Raw genomic sequence first — 19315 nt, 5'->3', positions numbered from 1 at the left:
AACTATCGTTCTAACATTCTAGTAATTTTATAGAAATATTTAATTGTAAAAGTGCATCTACACTGCTAAATATTATTCCTTCAGAACATATATCTACTTATTTGTTAAATCGAAACCTCCACAAAAACTTCCAATTGGGGAACCGTCCGGGATTTTTGGCGCTGGTATTGGGGTGAATTGTTCTGGTTTTTCTAAAAATTTAGCTATTTGCTGTGCCTGGTACATGTAATAATCTTTGTAAGTTGTTTCTTTAGTTTCTAACCTTTTCTGTAGTTGCTGTAGTTGGTTTGTGGCGATCGCATTAACCTGTGGTAACACATTTTTGGCTACCGCCAAATTTTTGAGATGTTTGACAAATACTTCAGAAACCAAAAAAGAAATTTCCTGGTAATAAGCTGATTGCGAAGCCGTATTTTTATAAATTTCTTTTTGTAAAATTTCTAGTAATTCTTTTAACCCTAAGGTATTATTATCTAAACTTTTCTGCTGAATCAACCTGGAGCATCTTTGAGGCTCTAATACGAATCCTAAGGTCATATCTGTTGCGGTCTCCGTTGCACTTAACGCATCAAAGCTCAAACCGGTTTTGCCTTTAAAAGATTCCCTGGTTTTAGGATACCCGAAAGAACGAGGTGGAAATAGTTTTAACTTTTCTTCCGGGATTGCCAGTTGCGCTGCAGTTAAGGTTTGTAAAAGTGCCTCCAATGCTTTTTTCTGCATTTTAGCATCAACCACCTTTACAACTTGTTGACCGTCTCCCCTACTGGCATAGGTATATTCCAAACCTCCTATAATTTTAGCAACGGCTTCGGTTTGATATCTATGTAAAAAGTAAAGAGGTACAAAAACGTCTTCCAGACTAGAATAGGTTTCGCCTACTTTTATATTTTTTTCGGAGAAATTAGTCATAGCAGTTTTACGAACTTCCAAAATATGATTTAATTCTTTTACCGGATCACCCCCGTTATCCCAAAGGTGAGCGTAGGCATGAGAACCATTACGAGGACGCGCATCCTGATCGGTAATATAGCGCAACCCGTTTTGATGTGCATTTTGAAGCAGAGTACTTAATTTTTCCTTTTCTTCAGCTTCTGAAGTAAAAACGGAATAGGTATAAGCTACGGAAATTTTATCCCATGCCCCTATTTTTGTATCGTAGGCATTAGTCAAATCAATTTCGCCATTTTTTAATTCAATTTTAGGATGGGGATAGTCCATCACCGAAGCCCTACTATTAGTACTTGCAGCAAAATTATGGGCGAAACCTAAGGTATGTCCTACTTCGTGAGCAGAAAGCTGGCGAATTCGTGCTAATGCCATTTCTAACATTGTCTTTTCAGCATTAGACTGTTGATCAAAAGGTTTGTTCAGCAAGGCTTGTGCAATCAGATAATCCTGCCGAATCCTTAAACTACCTAAACTCACATGCCCTTTTAGGATTTCGCCGGTTCTGGGGTCAGCTACACTAGCCCCATAACTCCACCCACGGGTAGATCGATGTACCCATTGAATAACGTTGTAACGTAAATCTAGCGGATCTGCATCTTCCGGTAGCATTTTAACCTGAAAAGCGTTTTTAAAACCAATTGACGTAAAAGCCTGATCCCACCAGGATGCACCTTCCAGCAAAGCAGATCTAACCGGTTCCGGCGTACCCGGATCCAGATAATAGATAATAGGTTCAACTGGTTCGCTAAGGGTAGCACCGGGGTTCTTTTTTTCTAACCGATGCCGGTAGATAAATCGTTTAACTAAAGGTTCATCAATGGGTGTGGCATAATCCTGATAACTAAAGTACATGGCACCCGACCTGGGATCAAAAATCCTTTTTTTATAATTATTGTCCGGTAGTTTTACAAAAGAATGATGTTGGTTTACGGTTACATAATTAGGATTGGGTACTACGCTTTGCAACTGTTTCCCAGTAGGTTCTCCTTTTAAAGTTAGCAAAGCTTCAAATTCTACGTTTTTCGGGAAAGCACGTGTTCTATCCATAGCCAACGCGCTACGGGACGTATCCAGTTTATAAGTTCCTTCTTTACTATCTTTTAAGCGTTTACTAACTTTATGGGTATCTTGTAGTAAAAAGGGTGTCAGATTAACAATAAAACTAGTTGCCGTAGTTTCTTCAATTTTAAATCCAAAAAGTACCGAAGTAGCAAAAGCCTGGGCTACACTGGTTTTTTCGGCTTTATTATCCGTAACCGCCCGATACTCCTGATTGGGCTGTACCAGTAACAATTTATTTCCGGCTTTTTTAAAATAAACCACAACACCATCTCCAATTTGCCCCCGGTCTAAACCCAGGTCATTAGATCCTACTCCGGTAGTTAGAGAATGAACATATAAAAATTCACCTAAGTCTTTTTTGACTTCCAGATACATTTTATCCTCTTTTTCCTGGTAATAGAAATTAAAAAAACCATTATACTTTTTTATATTTTTTTGCTCTGAAATAGCTTGTGAAAAAGTGATGTTGGTTATAAACAATAAGCAAAAAAGCAAAAAGAAATGAGGTAAACGGTATATTCTGGTCATGATTTGTATAAAAGTGTTCTAAAAGGGTAAAAATAAACGGAAATACCTTTAGTTGAAAATTTTAGCTTTAGAAAATAGGTAGTAAAGATGATATTAACTTCTTGTTAGGTGAATTTTGTTGGTAAGTGGTTTTATCTTATTCCCATTTCTGGTCCTTTCTTAATGATCCAACTTGTTCTACGTCCCATCCCGTCCCGGGGGCACTTTCTGAATAGGCTTACTTTTTTAAATCCCATCTCCGACCCGGCCCTAATAGTTCTACTTTTTCGAATCCCATCCCCGGCCCTTCCCTGAGGGAAGGTGGCTACAAGTCCTTTCCTTTGGAAAGGATTTAGGAAAAGATAGATAGCTGTAACTAAAATAGTCTGGGCAATTTTGGTACACCAATGCTATTGTAAATTAGATTTAAAATATTCTGTTTAATAGAACAAAGGATACTTACTTTAGAAAAGTAGTTTTGAGGAATGTCAACTTTTGAAAATAGCGTATTTTTGGAAAAATTTCAATTATGATTACTGCCGAACAGGTAAAGGAAATTAATGAGCGGGTTGAAAAACTAAAAGAATATCTTCATATTGAACAAAAGGAGATTGAAATTAGTAATGAAGAAGAAAAAACCTTTGCTCCTGATTTTTGGAATGATGCCCAGGAAGCAGAAAAGATCATGCGTGCCTTAAATGCGGAAAAAAAGTGGGTTGCGGATTATAAAAAAACAGCGCAACTTGCGGATGACCTGGAGGTATTATTAGAATTTCATAAAGAAGGCGATGCCCCCGAATCCGAAGTTATTGAAAAATACAATCAGGTAACGGATATCTTGGAAGAATTGGAGTTTAAAAACATGTTAAGTGAAGAAGGCGATGCCATGAGTGCCGTACTTCAAATCACTGCAGGTGCCGGCGGTACGGAGAGTTGTGATTGGGCAAGTATGTTGATGCGAATGTATATGATGTGGGCAGAAAAACACGGTTTTAAAATTAAAGAACTGAACTATCAGGACGGTGATGTAGCTGGAATCAAAACGGTTACGCTTGAAATTGACGGGGAATACGCTTTTGGTTGGTTAAAAGGAGAAAACGGGGTACACCGATTGGTTCGGATTTCACCTTTTGATAGTAATGCGAAACGGCATACTTCTTTTGCTTCCGTCTACGTATATCCGCTGGCTGATGATTCTATTGAAATTGAAATTAACCCCTCAGAATACGAAATTATCACTTCTCGTTCCAGTGGTGCCGGAGGACAAAATGTAAACAAAGTGGAGACCAAAGTACAGCTTACCCACTTCCCTACCGGAATTCAGATTTCGTGCTCAGATTCCCGTTCGCAACATGACAATCGTGAGAAAGCTTTGCAAATGTTAAAATCTCAGTTATTTGAACTGGAATTGAAAAAGCAACAAGAACAACGGGATGAAATTGAAGCTTCTAAAATGAAGATCGAATGGGGTTCGCAAATCCGAAACTACGTAATGCACCCTTATAAATTAGTTAAAGATGTACGTACCGCCGAAGAAACCGGGAATGTAGATGCGGTTATGGACGGTAATATCGACAACTTCCTTAAAGCTTTTTTAATGGTCACCGGACAAAAAGAAAGTCAGTTGTAAAAGGTGTATTTCTTGTTTTTTTGTTCTGTAATACCATTGCTATATCAACCCGTTCGAGTTCATACTCTATTAAGATATTTCCATTTTGCTCCTTAAAAGCATATCATAGCCGCTCATACAGGGTAACAATTATAGTGGATAGTAAACGTTTTAATTATGATAACCGATCTAAATAAGTGAATGAACGTTTTCCTATCTGTTTTTTTTCAAAATATAAAAAGCAATTTTAAAGCAATTATTTTGATGATTATAGCATCTTTTCTTTTGCTTAATTTAAATGCACAAGTAATTTTAAGGATAGAACCAGGACTACTTTTAGAATCAAATTCTAATAGTTTAGGATTGTTACTGAATATAGAACCTAAAGTCGAAGCTTCAAAAAATGCGGTAATTGGATTGAGGTTTGGAATTGCTACCAACCCTCAAAAAATTAGATTAAATGATAATTTACCATATTTTATAGATGAATTAAACGATAATGCCGTCATTTCTTTTATCCCTACCTATGATTATTATTTTAATACTAAAAGATATCGACCTTACTTAGGATTTGGCTTAGGATATTATTTGTTTAGCAATATAGATGTTTCCGATCGAAATAATGGCTCTTTAGAAATATTAGAAGGAAGCGTGAAAAATCAAATGGGTTTTCTATTACGAGGTGGAATCGAAATTGGAAATATACGCTATGGATTAGAATATAATTTTATACCAAAAGCTACTATTAACATACGAAATAAACAGTCTGTTGGCACCATAGATAATAGTTATCTTGGGCTATTCATCGGATTTAAAATAGGAGGAAAAAGATTAGAGGAATAACATTTGTTACAATTGAGTAGGCAGCTTTTTAAATAGTTAAAAAGAGTGTGCCTTAAAAGATTAGGTATATTGCCCTCTTACAACGTGTTATGCCTTGCTTCTTAAAAACAAGTTATACCTACTTATAAATGAAAACATATCAAGGAATACAGTCAATTAAACAACTGGAAAAAAGAAAGGGTGGATACTATTACTTAAAGTTCGATTCTGAAATCATAAATCAATTCAGTAGAAAAAGAGCTACCAGAATGATTTGTACGATTGATGATAAAGTTTCCTATCGTTGTGGTTTAAATCATTTAGGAGATGGGAATTTTTATATAATTGTTGCCGGAAAATACCTTAAAGAATTAAACAAAGAACTTGGTGAAAATATTGTTTATAAAATCGAAGAGGATCCGGATCCCCTAGGAGTTGACATACCCGAGGTTTTAAGTGTTTTTCTGGAACAAGATATGGATGCAAAAGTAATTTTTGACAAGCTAACAGATGGAAAAAAAAGAAGTCTGATTTTTAGTTTTACAAAACTAAAAGATATTGATAGGCAAATTAAGATTATTACTGAATTTTTAGCTAAAGAAAAGCTGAAAATGAAATAAGCAACCGTATAATATGCGACAATATGGATAGCTATAGGCAAGTTATTGCTTTTAACTCCGCTTAGATATTTTGTATCTTGTATTATAAAATATACTATAGCTAACCCGTGGTGCATTTGAATAATAATTATTGTAAAATCCATCAGTTTGGGTGCTTTGACTAAAAGAAGAAGTGTGCTTCAACTAGTTCAGCAGAACTATTGAGTCTTTCGACCAGGCTTAAGATGATAAGGATTTTAGTCAAAAAAGCTATTCTCGATACATTTTTTCTTCATTTCATTACGAAAAAATACTCGAATTGACGCTTTTTTCCCTAAATATAAAAGAGGTTATAGCTATTTATCTATAAACTCTAACTTGAGAGAAACATTATCGATGATAAAATACATAATAATTGGATTTTTAGTATTTGGAATATTTGGTTGTAATTCTAATCTAAAGAAAGATAATTCAAATCATACCTATCACGACATTCAAATTGTTGGAGCAATGAAAAATGTGATGTGGAAAGGGGAATTGCAGGGTACTATCAACCTGGATACGATCTCAAATAGAACGGGTCTTTACGGACTTGGACCGGAAAGTTATTTAACCGGAGAAATACTAATTAATAACGGGCAAAGTTACGTATCAAGGGTCACGTCGGATTCAACGATGACAGTTAAAAAAACTTTTGATGTTTCCGCACCTTTTTTGGTCTATACGCATGTAACGGAATGGAATGAGATCGCTCTAACCTCTAATATTAAAACGATTCAAGATATTGAGAATTTTGTGGACGAAAAAACTGTTAACTCCAAGAGACCTTTTGCTTTTAAACTAATTGGAAAAATATCCGAAGCAACCATACATATTCAAAATTTACCTGAAGGAACGAAGGTTTCATCACCCAAAGAAGCACATCAGGGGCAAACTGATTACCAATTAAAAAATGAAGAAGTAACAATTATTGGATTTTTCTCAACCGAACATAAAGGTATTTTTACCCATCATGATTCAAACATCCATTTACATTTAATCACAAAGGATGAAAGTAAAATGGGGCACGTAGACGAGGTAAATATTGAAGAAATGAAATTGTTCTTACCGGTAAAATAAGGAATTGGTCATTTCGTTACCACCTCCGGTAAACACGAATACTATTTTTATTTATTAAATGAATTATGCAAAGAAGATTTAATAGTGGGGGCCTATAATACTATAGCCAGTTTCATTAAGTTAGAAAATTGTATATTTTGATTTAAGAAAATATGTAATATGTACTAGTACTTTGTAAGCAATAAACATGAATACAAAGACAATTAAGATAACAACTATAAGTCTTTCGATAGGACTACTTATTATTGCGTTAACGCAAAAATGTTATTGCACCACAAGTCTTTGTGGTGATTCTATTGTTGTATTTATTTTTGGAGCTATAGGAATCTTCTTTGGAGGAGCAACTCTTTGTTGGTTGGCGAATCCTCTACTGATTCTATCTTGGCTTTTAATTAACCAAAATAAAGTATCGTTGCTATTAAGTTTAGCTTCTTTTCTGATAGCATCATCCTTTTTACTATTTGATGAAATAATTGATGATGAAGCAGGACATTACAGAAAAATTATTGGGTATGAATTAGGGTTTTGGCTTTGGCTTTCTAGCAATGGAGTTACTTTATTGGGGAATATGTTAATTAAGAAAAAGGGCAATATAGCGTAAAATTGAGTAACATAACTTTAGTGGTTTAGGCATGATCCATGCTATTTATTGTTAGTTAAAAATCATTGATTTAAAATTACAACATTAAAATATTCATGAATTTTCTACTAGGTATTAATTTAAAAAGTAGTATAATCTATTTAGCTTTATAGAATTAAATTAACAGCAAATCTAGTATATTACAAATCATATAAGTTAATTTAAATCCCTTCCAACTAACACTATAAAAATCAAGTAAATCTCTAAAGATGACCATCAAAAACAGTGAACTTACTGATATTCCTATCATATATGATTTGTACCGTATGGCGACAGCTTATATGAAGTCCAAAAATCAGGTGCACTGGCCTGAATTTCCTAAAGATTTAATTACTACTGAAATAGAAGAAAATAGGCAATGGAAGTTACTTATTGAGGATAAAATTGCGTGCATCTGGGCAACAACTTTAAACGACGAATTGATCTGGGGAACTAAGAATGAACCTTCACTATATATACACCGGATTGCTACCAATCCGGAGTTTCGTGGACAAAATTTGGTAAGTAAAATAATTGATTGGGCAAATGACTTTGGTAAAAACCGAAATTTAAAAAACATCCGAATGGATACTGTTGGCTTAAACAAAGGCTTAATCGGACACTATGAAAAACTGGGGTTTACCTTTTTAGGGGCCAACCAACTTGAAAATACCAACGGATTACCCGAACATTACCAAAAAGGAGAAGTATGTTATTTTCAAAAGGATATCATTTAGGTTTAAATTTAATTAAAAGGATGGTATAGAGAATATTAATAAATGCAAAAACCTTATTATAAATTGCATTGCACTATCCCAACCTCATCATTTTTCCAATTTTGCAAAACCCACCGTTTTTCTATAATGATCGGGAGATACGCCTACCTTCTTTTTAAAAAACCTGCTGAAATAAAACTCATCTTCATACCCGAGGCTAGCAGCTATTTGCTTCAAAGGTTTTGAGGTTAAATAGAGTTCCCGTTTGGCTTCCATAATAATCCTATTGGAAATTAAGGAACTAAGCGTTTGTTGCAGGTACTTTTTTACGATTCCGGCTAGTGTTTTTGTACTTAAACATAAAACTTCCGCATAATCTTTGGGAGCGTGTAACTTACGGTAATTGTTTTCAATAGAATTTACTAAATTTTGTAATATTTCAGATTGACCATCAGAAAATTTCGGTTTCAACTCTTTATCAAAATCTTTCTTTTGCCTTACCGCTTCAATTAAAAATACTTTTAAATAAGCAACGAGGACTTCGTGTTGTGCGATAGAATTTCTGTCCATCTCCTTTGACATTTGATCTATCAGATTAGAAAACAAGGCTTCTTTAGAAATTTTAAAATTAGGTAATCCGTGAAAGTTATTAAAAAGAATACCTTCGGTTTCAATTTCGTTTTGATGTCGATAGGTACAGAAAAAATCTGGGTGAAAATTTAACAGGTATCCCGAACAAGATTCTTCAGAAGAAATCATAAAGGGTTGGTAAGGTGACAAACAAATCATCTGATCACCATGTAATTCATATTTAAAAAAATCCACGCTTAGTTTTAAATTATTTCCTTTAATTAGAATAACAGAATAATAATTTTTTCTTTGTAAATGGTCAAAATGATCTAGATTATCAAACTTTTCCAGCCTAAAGGCTAACTCGCCGTTCTGCTTATCAATTATAACTTGAGCCATAGGAAATTTTACATAAGATGGTTAAAAAAAGGAGTGCTTATCACACCCCTTTTTTAATATAACGATTATTTTGAAGCCAATATATCTATTTTTTGTATTGCGGATGCTTTAAAATCTTCCAAAAGAACAGGAGCATTTTCCATAAGTGCTTCGGCTACTTTACCTGTTAGATGGGCATCTCTACCAGGATCATCGGTAAAAGTATCAAAAATTGCATAGGTAGTAGCATCGATTTTGATAGCATACCAGGATAATGTCCCTGCTTCATCAGTAACCAATTGTTTACCAGCATTAAGGAAATTTTCAAGGTCTGTAGTTTTTGCTTTATTAGCTTTCATCGTAACCAGTAAACCTTTGTTTTGTAATCCGTTCTTATGGTTAGAAGCCAATACATCAACCTGCTGTATATCTGTATCGGGATTAAAATTTTCTAATAAATCTGCTGCATTTGCTAGTAAAGCTTTTGCCACTTCGCCCGTTAAATGAGCTTTTCTACCCTCTTCTACTTCAAAAGTATCGTAGATCCCAAAAGTATTGTTATCTATCTGAAACGCAAACCAGGACATAGTAAGAGGTTCTTGATTAACTAAGTCTAAACCACCGAGCAGGAAATTTTTAAGGTCCTGTTCTTTACCTGATTCTGCTTTCATTATTACTAGTAATCCGATAGTTTCTTTTTTGGTGTTTTGCATAATTTTATTGTTTTTAGTTTTTGAAAATGTTTGAAGGGTGAATCCTAGTGTTAAGACCAGAAGTATTGATTTTAGTGAAGTTTTAATTTTCATCATTAATTTGTTTTTATCTACTATGCAAATTTGAAAGGAAACAGAGAACTATGGAATGGATGTTTTCTACTAAAGCATGGACAATATTTTAAAATAGGGAAGTTATGGGGTGTGGTGTCTTGATTGTAGTGGGTATTATTAGATTTTTAATCATTAATGTTCGGTAAAGATTCAAGACCCGCCTGCAGACGGGCAGGTCGCTATCGCTTCTAGAATCAAGAATCAAGACTAATTATTACATTAATGAAAATCAATATTATAAAATTAGCTACGCTAAAAAAATGAATTACTTTGAAAAAGTAACCTACAAATAATTTAAAGTTTAGAATCACCTTTTTTTACTATGCTTCACAAACTTTTATTCATTTTAACCGGACACTATTGTTATTAAATAAAAACTTGTTTCATAAATTTTAAAAAAATTATATACGGTATACCAAGGTTTACTAAATTGTTCCTAAGTATATATAATATATTGTTCATATACTCGATGTAAAGTGGTTATAAATTATACATAAAATACCAAAACTAATGATCAGAAGCTACATTTCGATTATATTACTTGTGCTTTTATCAGCATGTAAACAAACGATCACTTGTGATTTATTGATTACAAATGCCGATATATTAGATGTAGCATCCGGAACTATTTTAGAAAACAAATCACTGGTAATAAATTCCGGCAAAATTGAAGCCATAGTTGATAATTCTTCAAACTATAATGGACTTAAAAATTTAGATGCTGAAAATAAATTGGTAACTCCTAGTTTTATAGATACTCATATTCACCCAACAGATGTTTTTGGGGATAGGAATAAAGCACCATTAAATTTAAATAAAGATGCCCGAAGAAGACTTTCTGACGCTTATTTACCTTGTGGAACTACTACCGTATTAATGTTAGGACAACCCGAAAACTGGTTAGATAAAATCCTCACCTGGCAAAAGCATCCTACCCCGGAATTTGTCGATGTTTTCACTGCTGGCGGTGCAATGATATCAAAAGAAAACCAGGAACCTTATATAGCACATAGTGTACTGAAAAATACTGAGGAAGCTCAATCTAAAATTATTGAATACCATAAATCAGGTATCAAGCATATTAAATTATACTACCGATTAAACAATCCCGAATTTGAAGTAGCTTATAGAACAGCAGATAGTTTGGGTATGGAAATTTATGGACATATTGGTGGCTTTGGGTTAGAACATCCTAAAATGAGCGAAACCTTAAAATTAGGCTTAACTAATTATGAACATTTAGGTATTATTCCTAATAATGTATTGACCGAGCAAAGTGACTGGGATAAACTTGACCAACAATTCGAAGAACATTTTGGAGAATTAAACTCCGAATCCAGAGTTTTAGAATATTTACTGGAACAATTTAGATTTCTCGATGAATTTAAAAAGGATGAATTAGAAAAGTTTATAGATAAACTATCAAAAAACAAAGTTTCCATATCGACCACCATTCATTATTTGTATCAACAGTTTGAATCAACTTATTTTACAGAACCAATGGATATGGATCTTACTGATTTACAGAGAAGAAGATGTATTGAGAATTTTAAAATTTTTATGAAATATGTGAAACTAATGCATGATAAAGGAATTGAAATCAGAATCGGTACGGATATGCCCGATGGCGGAAAAGCAACTATTTCGGAATTAATTTTATTAGGTAGTTACGGTTTTTCGATTGAAGATGTTTTTAAAATCGCAAGTTTAAATGGGGCTAAAGCCATAGGTATTGATAAACATACAGGTTCACTTTCAAAAGATAAAAAAGCTAATATGATTATTTGGGACAAAAGCCCTTTTGATGCTGTTCAAAATTTCACTTCGGAAAAAACAATTATTAAAGATGGAAAAATTTATAAGTATTAAAAGCTTTATCTCTAGTATCGACAATAGAATTGCATATATTCTTCGTCAAAATTACATATTTTGCACCATTTAAACACTTTGTAGCCATCAACCTCTATAAAAAACAAGTAGCTAAACTGAAATGGAAAAGTACCTTTTTAAATCCAAAAGATTAGGTTTTAGAAATTGGACTAACAAAGATAAACTCAGAATGTCTGAAATTAATTCTGATCCTCAAGTTATGGAATTTTTTCCAGGTACTCTAAGCAAAGAGCAAACGGAAGGATTTATTGATAGAATGAAAAAACAATATGTAAAAAGCGGATTTTGTTATTTTGCGGTTGATAAGCTGGAGAACAGCGAATTTATTGGTTTTATCGGAATTTCAGAACAAAATTTTAAAGCTGACTTTACCCCTTGTGTAGATATTGGTTGGAGGTTAGCACCAAAAGAATGGGGAAAAGGATATGCAACTGAAGGAGCCAGAAAATGCCTTGATTTCGCTTTTAAAACCATAGGATTAAAATCCATAAACTCAATTTGTCCTGAAATAAATCATAAATCCAAACGTGTCATAGAAAAACTTGGAATGAAGAAGGTACAAACCTTTAAACATCCTTTATTAAAAGATTATAAAACCCTGGAAAGTTGTGTTCTTTATGAACTGAAAAGAAAGTAAGATATCTAATATTAAATGTTGTTCCGGAAAGCAGTACGTTTGACAATAGGGATAAAATTATTAGTTTCGGTAAAGATTCAAGACCCGCCTGCAGACGGGCAGGTCGCTATCGCTTCTAGAAACAAGTATCAAGACTAATCATTATAGTATTGAAAATCAATATTGTAATAGATATTTACGTTAAAGAATGAATTACTTTAAAAAAATGACAAAGCAACCTCCAAACTCTTTAAAGTTTGGCATCACGTTATTTTACCATTCTTTATAAACTTTTATTTATTTTGACCGGACGCTAATGAAATAAAAAAATAAAGAACTTAGTAATAAATGTATAAGCAATTAAAATAGGTTTGATTATATCAAATTTATGGAGAAATTAATAAAGACCTAACTAGAAAAGACTGTAATACCTTTTCTCAATTAAATTTGTCAACCTTGACTAGTCGATAATATATATGCTACTATGAAAAACCTTTTTTTGCTATTTATACTATTTACTTTATTGACAATTACTGCTCAAGAGAAAAGTAACTACTACATAGGAATTGAAGGTATTTCTACTACCAAAGGTGTGTTTGCAAATCCCATAGTTGGAAGAAATTTTAGTAAACTTAACGTCCAGGTAGGGTTGTTAGCAGGTTCCAGCTTTGTAAATAATAAGAGTACCTTTGGAGTGAAAGGAGATATTCTACTTTTTCCAGACGAACAACGAGAAGAGGAATTCAATTTTCATTTTATAAGTAGCTTCACCTATTTTAAAAATTCCGTATCTGTAGAAAATGCCAGAACTCAAACGGGTACTTTTCAAATTACATTCGGCTATGGGTTTGAATATCAAATTGTAAAACATCTTTTGATTAAGAGTACTATAGGTTTAGGTGCACTATTGGAAAGACGAGATTTTAATTTTAATACAAATTCTCCTAAAAATAAATGGGGATTTGCCGGATTACTTTCATTAGGAATAAATTATAAGTTATGAAGATATTTGTACTTCTTTTGTTTTTCACCTTATTCTCTTGTGAAGATTTTTCCATTTTTGAAAAAGATCAAGAAGATATATCTTTCTATAACAATACAAGAACTGTACAAGACGAATTTTCCGGTCAATTATTAGTTGGTACTTTTAATATTAAATTTGGCTATTGCCAAACATGTGATCCGTTTTCAGGAGAAATTGGCGGAGGTTACCAACAACTAAACAGAATAGCTAATTTAATAAATTCCCTGGATTTGGATATTGTTTCTTTGCAGGAAGTAGGTCTTGATTATGATTCCACTTTAATCCAAAATCAGGCAGCATATCTAGCAAGTAAAACTAATATGAATTTCGCCTATGGAACAGATAGAGCAATACAAAACTTTGGTACTCTTTTTCTCAACGGATTTTGGGGAAATGCAATTTTATCAAAGTATAAAATAGTACACCTGGAAAATCCTACCATTCGTTATCTTGATTATTACAATCAAAATCATTCCCTAAAGGCAACAATAAAGCTAAACGAAGAAACAGAAATTATAGTTTTAAATTCACATTTTGCAGCAGGAAGTACCGATGATGAAAAAAACAATCAAATAAGAAAAATAAAAAACTTAGTAAAACAAGAAAAGCAACCTTATATTTTTACTGGTGACTTAAATATACCTTATCAATCAGACTTTAATCTGCTATCAACATTGAACCAAAACTTTACGAATAGCCTTGAGCAAATTAGTGAAACGGAAAGAGTAGCTATATTGAATTCCGGCACTTTTATCCGGGGATCGGTATTAGATTATATTTTTACAGATAAAACCAATTTTACCATACAATCCGGAAAACTAGCTCCTATAAAAAGTCGAGACATTTCCGACCATTATTTATATTATGTGAAGATGACTAAAATTTAGATTAAAATGGCTATTTACAGAATTAAAAAATCTCTTCAGATAACTTTGAAAAGATTGTTTTAGCATGAGGGTGGCAAGATCCCCTCGTCCACCCGTTGCGAATATGAATAGGTTTAAATAAACATAACTAATTAGTCGTTCCTTAATGTAGCTACCTTTGTACCCCCTATTTGGCTCCTCTTTTCCTACCCGGTCATAGATAACTTCTTTAGGGGTTTGCGAACCATTGTCTTTAATTTGATCTAGCAAAAGGGGCAGTTATTGTACTATCGTATGGGTTTCCGCTTAAGCTTTTGATAGCAATAATAATAAGGGATTTTGAGGTAGTCCAGTTTTACACTGACCAGCTATGTTAGATACACCACTTGTAGGTCGTTCTTCTTAAGTAAAAATTTACTACCCCATTTTCAGTTAAAAATGCCAAGATGTGTATTTAGCTCTTGATAAATTTAAATGTCTTATTATTTTCTATACTTAAATAGTATAACCCTGAATACAAACTATCAACATTAATTGTGGCATCATTCGACAACTTTCCTCTTTTGACTAGCACACCTAATGAATTATAGATCGTATAATCAAGCGTTTTATTAAATTTTAAATCAGATATTTTGATAAATTCATTTGCAGGGTTAGGAAATAACTTTAATTCCTTTGTAGTATTAAGATCATTAATAGCTAGTGTTTCACCTACATCGAATTTTAGAATTTTATTTGAATTAATAAATCGCAATGGTGGTCCGAAAATAAGTTGACTTGTCAATTCACCGATATATAAATTATCATCCTTAAACGCTAACTCAAGTTGAAATGAACTATGTCTATCTGTAAGAACATCGGTTACTATCGTTGTTGGTAGTGTAGTCGTTACTACATTAATTTTAGCGATTTTATTATCTACAACAGGGAACGATATATATAAATCATCACCATTAAATGCCAATGAATTTATCAAGTTTACTCCAGTAAGAACATCTGATACTATCGGGTTTGTAGCAGTAATATTTGTTTTTACCACTTTAAATCCTGTACCATCATTTAAAGATATATAGAGTTCATCATTATGCAATGCCATATCCTCAACATTTGTTGATCTATTAGGAATTGTAGAAGAAAGTGATATAAATTCTGTAAGTACAGGTGTTGTATCTGTTACATTAGCTTTTGTAATTCTTTCAAATTCCAGAACATATAGGACATCACCTTTAAAAACAAGAGATCTAGGACTGTTTACTCCTGTAAAAACGTCTATTAATGTTGGTGTAGGTAGTGAAACATCTATTTTTACAATTTTACTATTTACACCGAATCGACCATCACTAATAGTGAAGTAAAGGTCATTACCATGAAATGCAAGCGAGTTAATAAAATCGGATGCTGTAACAACATCTATAATACTTGGGTTATTAGTTGTTATATCTATTTTTACAATTTTTGAGTTATTAGATATGCCAAGGTTTGTAGTATCTTCGACACTAAGATAAAGGTAATCGTCCTTAATTGCGATTGGTCCGAATCTATCATCTATTTCTTTAATTGTTTCTAAATTCTGTGCCATAACAAAATTGCACAAGGATAAAAATACTAGTAAAAAAGCATTGATTTGTTTCATGAGTTATATATGTATTTGTTTGTATATATATAACGGATTAGATTTAATTTACCCTACCCCTTTATAGTAGTTTTTTTCAGATTTTAAGTAATTTTTTTCAGTGTAAAGTTCGGCAGAGTGTAAATTAGCTTGAACGGACTTGTATAACTTGAAACGTAATGTGTAAAAAGACTCTTACTTTTTCCGGATTAACAAAGAGCCGAATTTTATGTTATGCTTTTGACTTTTCTATTTTAAAAGCCAAATTTCAAAATTTGGTTGTTTTTTCTTTGCAAGTAAACACAAAACTTTTGGTTTTACACTGACCAGCTATGTTAGATACACCACTTGTAGGCCATTCTTCTCAAGTAAAAATTTACTACCTCATTTTCAGTTAAAAATGCCAAGATGTGTATTTAGCTCTTAACAAATTTAAATGTCTTATTATTTTCTATACTTAAATAGTATAACCCTGAATACAAACTATCAACATTAATTGTGGCATCATTCGACAACTTTCCTCTTTTGACTAGCACACCTAATGAATTATAGATCGTATAATCAAGCGTTTTATTAAATTTTAAATCAGATATTTTGATAAATTCATTTGCAGGGTTAGGAAATAACTTTAATTCCTTTGTAGTATTAAGATCATTAATAGCTAGTGTTTCACCTACATCGAATTTTAGAATTTTATTTGAATTAATAAATCGCAATGGTGGTCCGAAAATAAGTTGACTTGTCAATTCACCGATATATAAATTATCATCCTTAAACGCTAACTCAAGTTGAAATGAACTATGTCTATCTGTAAGAACATCGGTTACTATCGTTGTTGGTAGTGTAGTCGTTACTACATTAATTTTAGCGATTTTATTATCTACAACAGGGAACGATATATATAAATCATCACCATTAAATGCCAATGAATTTATCAAGTTTACTCCAGTAAGAACATCTGATACTATCGGGTTTGTAGCAGTAATATTTGTTTTTACCACTTTAAATCCTGTACCATCATTTAAAGATATATAGAGTTCATCATTATGCAATGCCATATCCTCAACATTTGTTGATCTATTAGGAATTGTAGAAGAAAGTGATATAAATTCTGTAAGTACAGGTGTTGTATCTGTTACATTAGCTTTTGTAATTCTTTCAAATTCCAGAACATATAGGACATCACCTTTAAAAACAAGAGATCTAGGACTGTTTACTCCTGTAAAAACGTCTATTAATGTTGGTGTAGGTAGTGAAACATCTATTTTTACAATTTTACTATTTACACCGAATCGACCATCACTAATAGTGAAGTAAAGGTCATTACCATGAAATGCAAGCGAGTTAATAAAATCGGATGCTGTAACAACATCTATAATACTTGGGTTATTAGTTGTTATATCTATTTTTACAATTTTTGAGTTATTAGATATGCCAAGGTTTGTAGTATCTTCGACACTAAGATAAAGGTAATCGTCCTTAATTGCGATTGGTCCGAATCTATCATCTATTTCTTTAATTGTTTCTAAATTCTGTGCCATAACAAAATTGCACAAGGATAAAAATACTAGTAAAAAAGCATTGATTTGTTTCATGAGTTATATATGTATTTGTTTGTATATATATAACGGATTAGATTTAATTTACCCTACCCCTTTATAGTAGTTTTTTTCAGATTTTAAGTAATTTTTTTCAGTGTAAAGTTCGGCAGAGTGTAAATTAGCTTGAACGGACTTGTATAACTTGAAACGTAATGTGTAAAAAGACTCTTACTTTTTCCGGATTAACAAAGAGCCGAATTTTATGTTATGCTTTTGACTTTTCTATTTTAAAAGCCAAATTTCAAAATTTGGTTGTTTTTTCTTTGCAAGTAAACACAAAACTTTTGGTTTTACACTGACCAGCTATGTTAGATACACCACTTGTAGGCCATTCTTCTCAAGTAAAAATTTACTACCTCATTTTCAGTTAAAAATGCCAAGATGTGTATTTAGCTCTTAACAAATTTAAATGTCTTATTATTTTCTATACTTAAATAATATAACCCTGAATACAAACTCTCAACATTAATTGTGGCATCCTTCGATAACTTTCCTCTTTTGACTAGCGCACCTATTGAATTATAGATCGTATAATCAAGCGTTCTATTTGATTTTAAATCAGATATTTTAATAAATTCATTTGCAGGATTAGGAAATAACTTTAATTCCTCTGTAGTATTGAAATCAGTAATAGATAGTGTTTCATCTACGTCTAATTTTAGAATTTTATCTGAACGAATAATTTGTAATGGCGGTCCAAGAATGATTTGATTTGTCGCTTCACCAATATATAAATCATCATCCTTAAACGCTAATTCAAGTTGAAATGAACTATATCTATTTGTAAGAACATCGGTTACTATCGTTGTTGGTAGTGTAGTCGTTACTACATTAATTTTAGCTATTTTGTCATCTACAATAGGGAACGATATATATAAATCATCACCCTTAAACGCCAATGAATTTATAAAATTTACTCCGGTAAGAACATCTGATACTACTGGGTTTGTAGCAGTAACATCTGTCTTTACAACCTTAAATCCTGTACCATCATTTAAAGATATATAGAGGTCATCATTATGCAGTGCCATATCTGTAACATTTGTTAATCTATTAGGAGTTGTAGAAGAAAGTGATATAAATTCTGTGAGTACTGGTGTTGTATCTGTTACATTAGCTTTTGTAATTCTTTCAGATTCTAGTACAAATAGGATATCACCTTTAAAAACAAGAGATCTAGGACTGTTTATTCCGGTAAAAACATCTATTAATCTTGGTGTAGGTAGTGAAATATCTGTTTTTACAATTTTACTATTTTCACCATATGCACCACCACTAATAGTAAAGTAAAGATCATTTCCATGAAATGCAAGCGAATTAATAAAGTCGGATGCCGTCACAACATTTATAATACTTGGGTTATTAGTTGTTATATCTATTTTTACAATTCTTGAGTTATTAGATATGCCAAGGTTTGTAGTATCTTCAACACTAAGATAAAGGTAATTGTCCTTAATTGCCATTGGTCCGAGATCATCATTTATTTCTTTAATTGTTTCTAAATTCTGTGCCATAACAAAATTGCACAAGGATAGGAATACTAGTAAAAAACTATTTATTTGTTTCATGAGTTTTATATTTTTTGTTTGTATGTATATGTATAACGAATTAGATTTAATTTACCCTACCCCTTTATAGTAGTTTTTTTCAGATTTTAAGTAATTTTTTTCAGCGTAAAGTTCGGCAGAGTGTAAAATTGGATATTTTTTCGAGTAATTATTGGTAATACACGGGTAACTACGGCGCGTTTCTGCGGAGCAAGATATAAAATATCTTATGGGGGGAAATGCATTATCTTGCCTACGGCTCAGTAAATAATAATCAGTTTTTGCTCGTTCCACGCTCCTGCCTGTGGCAAAAAAGAACTAGTGGCGTAGCTAACCGTGCATTCAAGCCTATACGGAGCTTAGCGGAGTATGGGCTTGAACAG

At 32.5% G+C, this 19315-nt stretch carries 16 protein-coding genes; 10 read left to right on the top strand and 6 right to left on the bottom strand.

Annotated features, from left to right (window positions below; genetic code table 11):
- Nucleotides 1-93: 93 nt before the first annotated feature.
- Complete coding sequence (locus NBT05_RS11725) at nt 94-2538, bottom strand: zinc-dependent metalloprotease (RefSeq protein WP_265770041.1); 2445 nt, start codon at nt 2536-2538, stop codon at nt 94-96.
- A gap of 508 nt (nt 2539-3046) precedes the next feature.
- On the opposite strand from NBT05_RS11725, the gene prfB reads away from it, so the two are divergent.
- The 6 genes from prfB to NBT05_RS11695 all read left to right on the top strand — a co-directional run bounded on the left by prfB (nt 3047) and on the right by NBT05_RS11695 (nt 8022).
- Entirely contained in the window at nt 3047-4147 is a 1101-nt protein-coding gene (gene prfB, locus NBT05_RS11720; RefSeq protein ID WP_265770040.1) for a peptide chain release factor 2, read from the top strand.
- Between the two features lie 240 nt (nt 4148-4387).
- Complete coding sequence (locus NBT05_RS11715) at nt 4388-4969, top strand: hypothetical protein (RefSeq protein WP_265770039.1); 582 nt, start codon at nt 4388-4390, stop codon at nt 4967-4969.
- Between the two features lie 128 nt (nt 4970-5097).
- Nucleotides 5098-5568 carry a DUF1905 domain-containing protein gene (locus tag NBT05_RS11710; RefSeq protein ID WP_265770038.1) on the top strand — a complete coding sequence of 157 codons (471 nt, stop codon included), beginning with the start codon at nt 5098-5100 and terminating at the stop codon, nt 5566-5568.
- Nucleotides 5569-5943: 375 nt separating this feature from the next.
- Nucleotides 5944-6666 carry an acetolactate decarboxylase gene (locus NBT05_RS11705; RefSeq protein WP_265770037.1) on the top strand — a complete coding sequence of 241 codons (723 nt, stop codon included), beginning with the start codon at nt 5944-5946 and terminating at the stop codon, nt 6664-6666.
- 187 nt (nt 6667-6853) lie between these two features.
- Complete coding sequence (locus NBT05_RS11700; protein WP_265770036.1) at nt 6854-7267, top strand: hypothetical protein; 414 nt, start codon at nt 6854-6856, stop codon at nt 7265-7267.
- Between the two features lie 248 nt (nt 7268-7515).
- A complete protein-coding gene (locus NBT05_RS11695) occupies nt 7516-8022 on the top strand; it encodes a GNAT family N-acetyltransferase (protein WP_265770035.1) in 507 nt (168 codons plus the stop codon).
- Nucleotides 8023-8109: 87 nt separating this feature from the next.
- Here NBT05_RS11695 and NBT05_RS11690 read toward each other — a convergent pair whose 3' ends face one another.
- Nucleotides 8110-8970 carry a helix-turn-helix domain-containing protein gene (locus tag NBT05_RS11690; RefSeq protein WP_265770034.1) on the bottom strand — a complete coding sequence of 287 codons (861 nt, stop codon included), beginning with the start codon at nt 8968-8970 and terminating at the stop codon, nt 8110-8112.
- 65 nt (nt 8971-9035) lie between these two features.
- The gene (locus tag NBT05_RS11685; RefSeq protein WP_265770033.1) at nt 9036-9662 is read right to left on the bottom strand and encodes a putative quinol monooxygenase; all 627 of its coding nucleotides are present in this window, start codon (nt 9660-9662) and stop codon (nt 9036-9038) included.
- 624 nt (nt 9663-10286) lie between these two features.
- Between NBT05_RS11685 and NBT05_RS11680 the strand changes: the two genes are divergently transcribed.
- The 4 genes from NBT05_RS11680 to NBT05_RS11665 all read left to right on the top strand — a co-directional run bounded on the left by NBT05_RS11680 (nt 10287) and on the right by NBT05_RS11665 (nt 14193).
- Nucleotides 10287-11645 (top strand): amidohydrolase family protein, encoded by a 1359-nt coding sequence (locus tag NBT05_RS11680; protein ID WP_265770032.1) that lies wholly within the window; start codon nt 10287-10289, stop codon nt 11643-11645.
- 121 nt (nt 11646-11766) lie between these two features.
- Nucleotides 11767-12303, top strand: a complete 537-nt coding sequence (locus NBT05_RS11675) for a GNAT family N-acetyltransferase (RefSeq protein ID WP_265770031.1) — start codon at nt 11767-11769, stop codon at nt 12301-12303.
- A gap of 478 nt (nt 12304-12781) precedes the next feature.
- Entirely contained in the window at nt 12782-13285 is a 504-nt protein-coding gene (locus NBT05_RS11670) for a hypothetical protein (protein ID WP_265770030.1), read from the top strand.
- A complete protein-coding gene (locus NBT05_RS11665) occupies nt 13282-14193 on the top strand; it encodes an endonuclease/exonuclease/phosphatase family protein (protein WP_265770029.1) in 912 nt (303 codons plus the stop codon). Before NBT05_RS11670 ends, NBT05_RS11665 begins: the two co-directional genes overlap by 4 nt.
- A 433-nt stretch (nt 14194-14626) precedes the next feature.
- Here the strand turns inward: NBT05_RS11665 and NBT05_RS11660 are convergent, their stop codons facing one another.
- The 3 genes from NBT05_RS11660 to NBT05_RS11650 form a co-directional block, all read right to left on the bottom strand.
- The gene (locus NBT05_RS11660) at nt 14627-15805 is read right to left on the bottom strand and encodes a T9SS type A sorting domain-containing protein (RefSeq protein ID WP_265770028.1); all 1179 of its coding nucleotides are present in this window, start codon (nt 15803-15805) and stop codon (nt 14627-14629) included.
- Nucleotides 15806-16200: 395 nt separating this feature from the next.
- Entirely contained in the window at nt 16201-17379 is a 1179-nt protein-coding gene (locus tag NBT05_RS11655; protein WP_265770027.1) for a T9SS type A sorting domain-containing protein, read from the bottom strand.
- Between the two features lie 395 nt (nt 17380-17774).
- Nucleotides 17775-18953 carry a T9SS type A sorting domain-containing protein gene (locus NBT05_RS11650; RefSeq protein WP_265770026.1) on the bottom strand — a complete coding sequence of 393 codons (1179 nt, stop codon included), beginning with the start codon at nt 18951-18953 and terminating at the stop codon, nt 17775-17777.
- Nucleotides 18954-19315 lie beyond the last annotated feature (362 nt).

It is taken from the genome of Aquimarina sp. ERC-38 (assembly GCF_026222555.1).
Classification (GTDB): Bacteria; Bacteroidota; Bacteroidia; order Flavobacteriales; family Flavobacteriaceae; genus Aquimarina.
This window is presented reverse-complemented; position numbering and strand designations above follow the sequence as displayed.

Excerpts from the sequence above, each read along its gene's own strand:
- NBT05_RS11725 (WP_265770041.1), bottom strand. The coding sequence starts at position 2,538 with ATGACCAGAATATACCGTTTACCTCATTTCTTTTTGCTTTTTTGCTTA.
- prfB (WP_265770040.1), top strand. The coding sequence starts at position 3,047 with ATGATTACTGCCGAACAGGTAAAGGAAATTAATGAGCGGGTTGAAAAA.
- NBT05_RS11710 (WP_265770038.1), top strand. The coding sequence starts at position 5,098 with ATGAAAACATATCAAGGAATACAGTCAATTAAACAACTGGAAAAAAGA.
- NBT05_RS11705 (WP_265770037.1), top strand. The coding sequence starts at position 5,944 with ATGATAAAATACATAATAATTGGATTTTTAGTATTTGGAATATTTGGT.
- NBT05_RS11700 (WP_265770036.1), top strand. The coding sequence starts at position 6,854 with ATGAATACAAAGACAATTAAGATAACAACTATAAGTCTTTCGATAGGA.
- NBT05_RS11695 (WP_265770035.1), top strand. The coding sequence starts at position 7,516 with ATGACCATCAAAAACAGTGAACTTACTGATATTCCTATCATATATGAT.
- NBT05_RS11690 (WP_265770034.1), bottom strand. The coding sequence starts at position 8,970 with ATGGCTCAAGTTATAATTGATAAGCAGAACGGCGAGTTAGCCTTTAGG.
- NBT05_RS11685 (WP_265770033.1), bottom strand. The coding sequence starts at position 9,662 with ATGCAAAACACCAAAAAAGAAACTATCGGATTACTAGTAATAATGAAA.
- NBT05_RS11680 (WP_265770032.1), top strand. The coding sequence starts at position 10,287 with ATGATCAGAAGCTACATTTCGATTATATTACTTGTGCTTTTATCAGCA.
- NBT05_RS11675 (WP_265770031.1), top strand. The coding sequence starts at position 11,767 with ATGGAAAAGTACCTTTTTAAATCCAAAAGATTAGGTTTTAGAAATTGG.
- NBT05_RS11665 (WP_265770029.1), top strand. The coding sequence starts at position 13,282 with ATGAAGATATTTGTACTTCTTTTGTTTTTCACCTTATTCTCTTGTGAA.
- NBT05_RS11660 (WP_265770028.1), bottom strand. The coding sequence starts at position 15,805 with ATGAAACAAATCAATGCTTTTTTACTAGTATTTTTATCCTTGTGCAAT.
- NBT05_RS11655 (WP_265770027.1), bottom strand. The coding sequence starts at position 17,379 with ATGAAACAAATCAATGCTTTTTTACTAGTATTTTTATCCTTGTGCAAT.
- NBT05_RS11650 (WP_265770026.1), bottom strand. The coding sequence starts at position 18,953 with ATGAAACAAATAAATAGTTTTTTACTAGTATTCCTATCCTTGTGCAAT.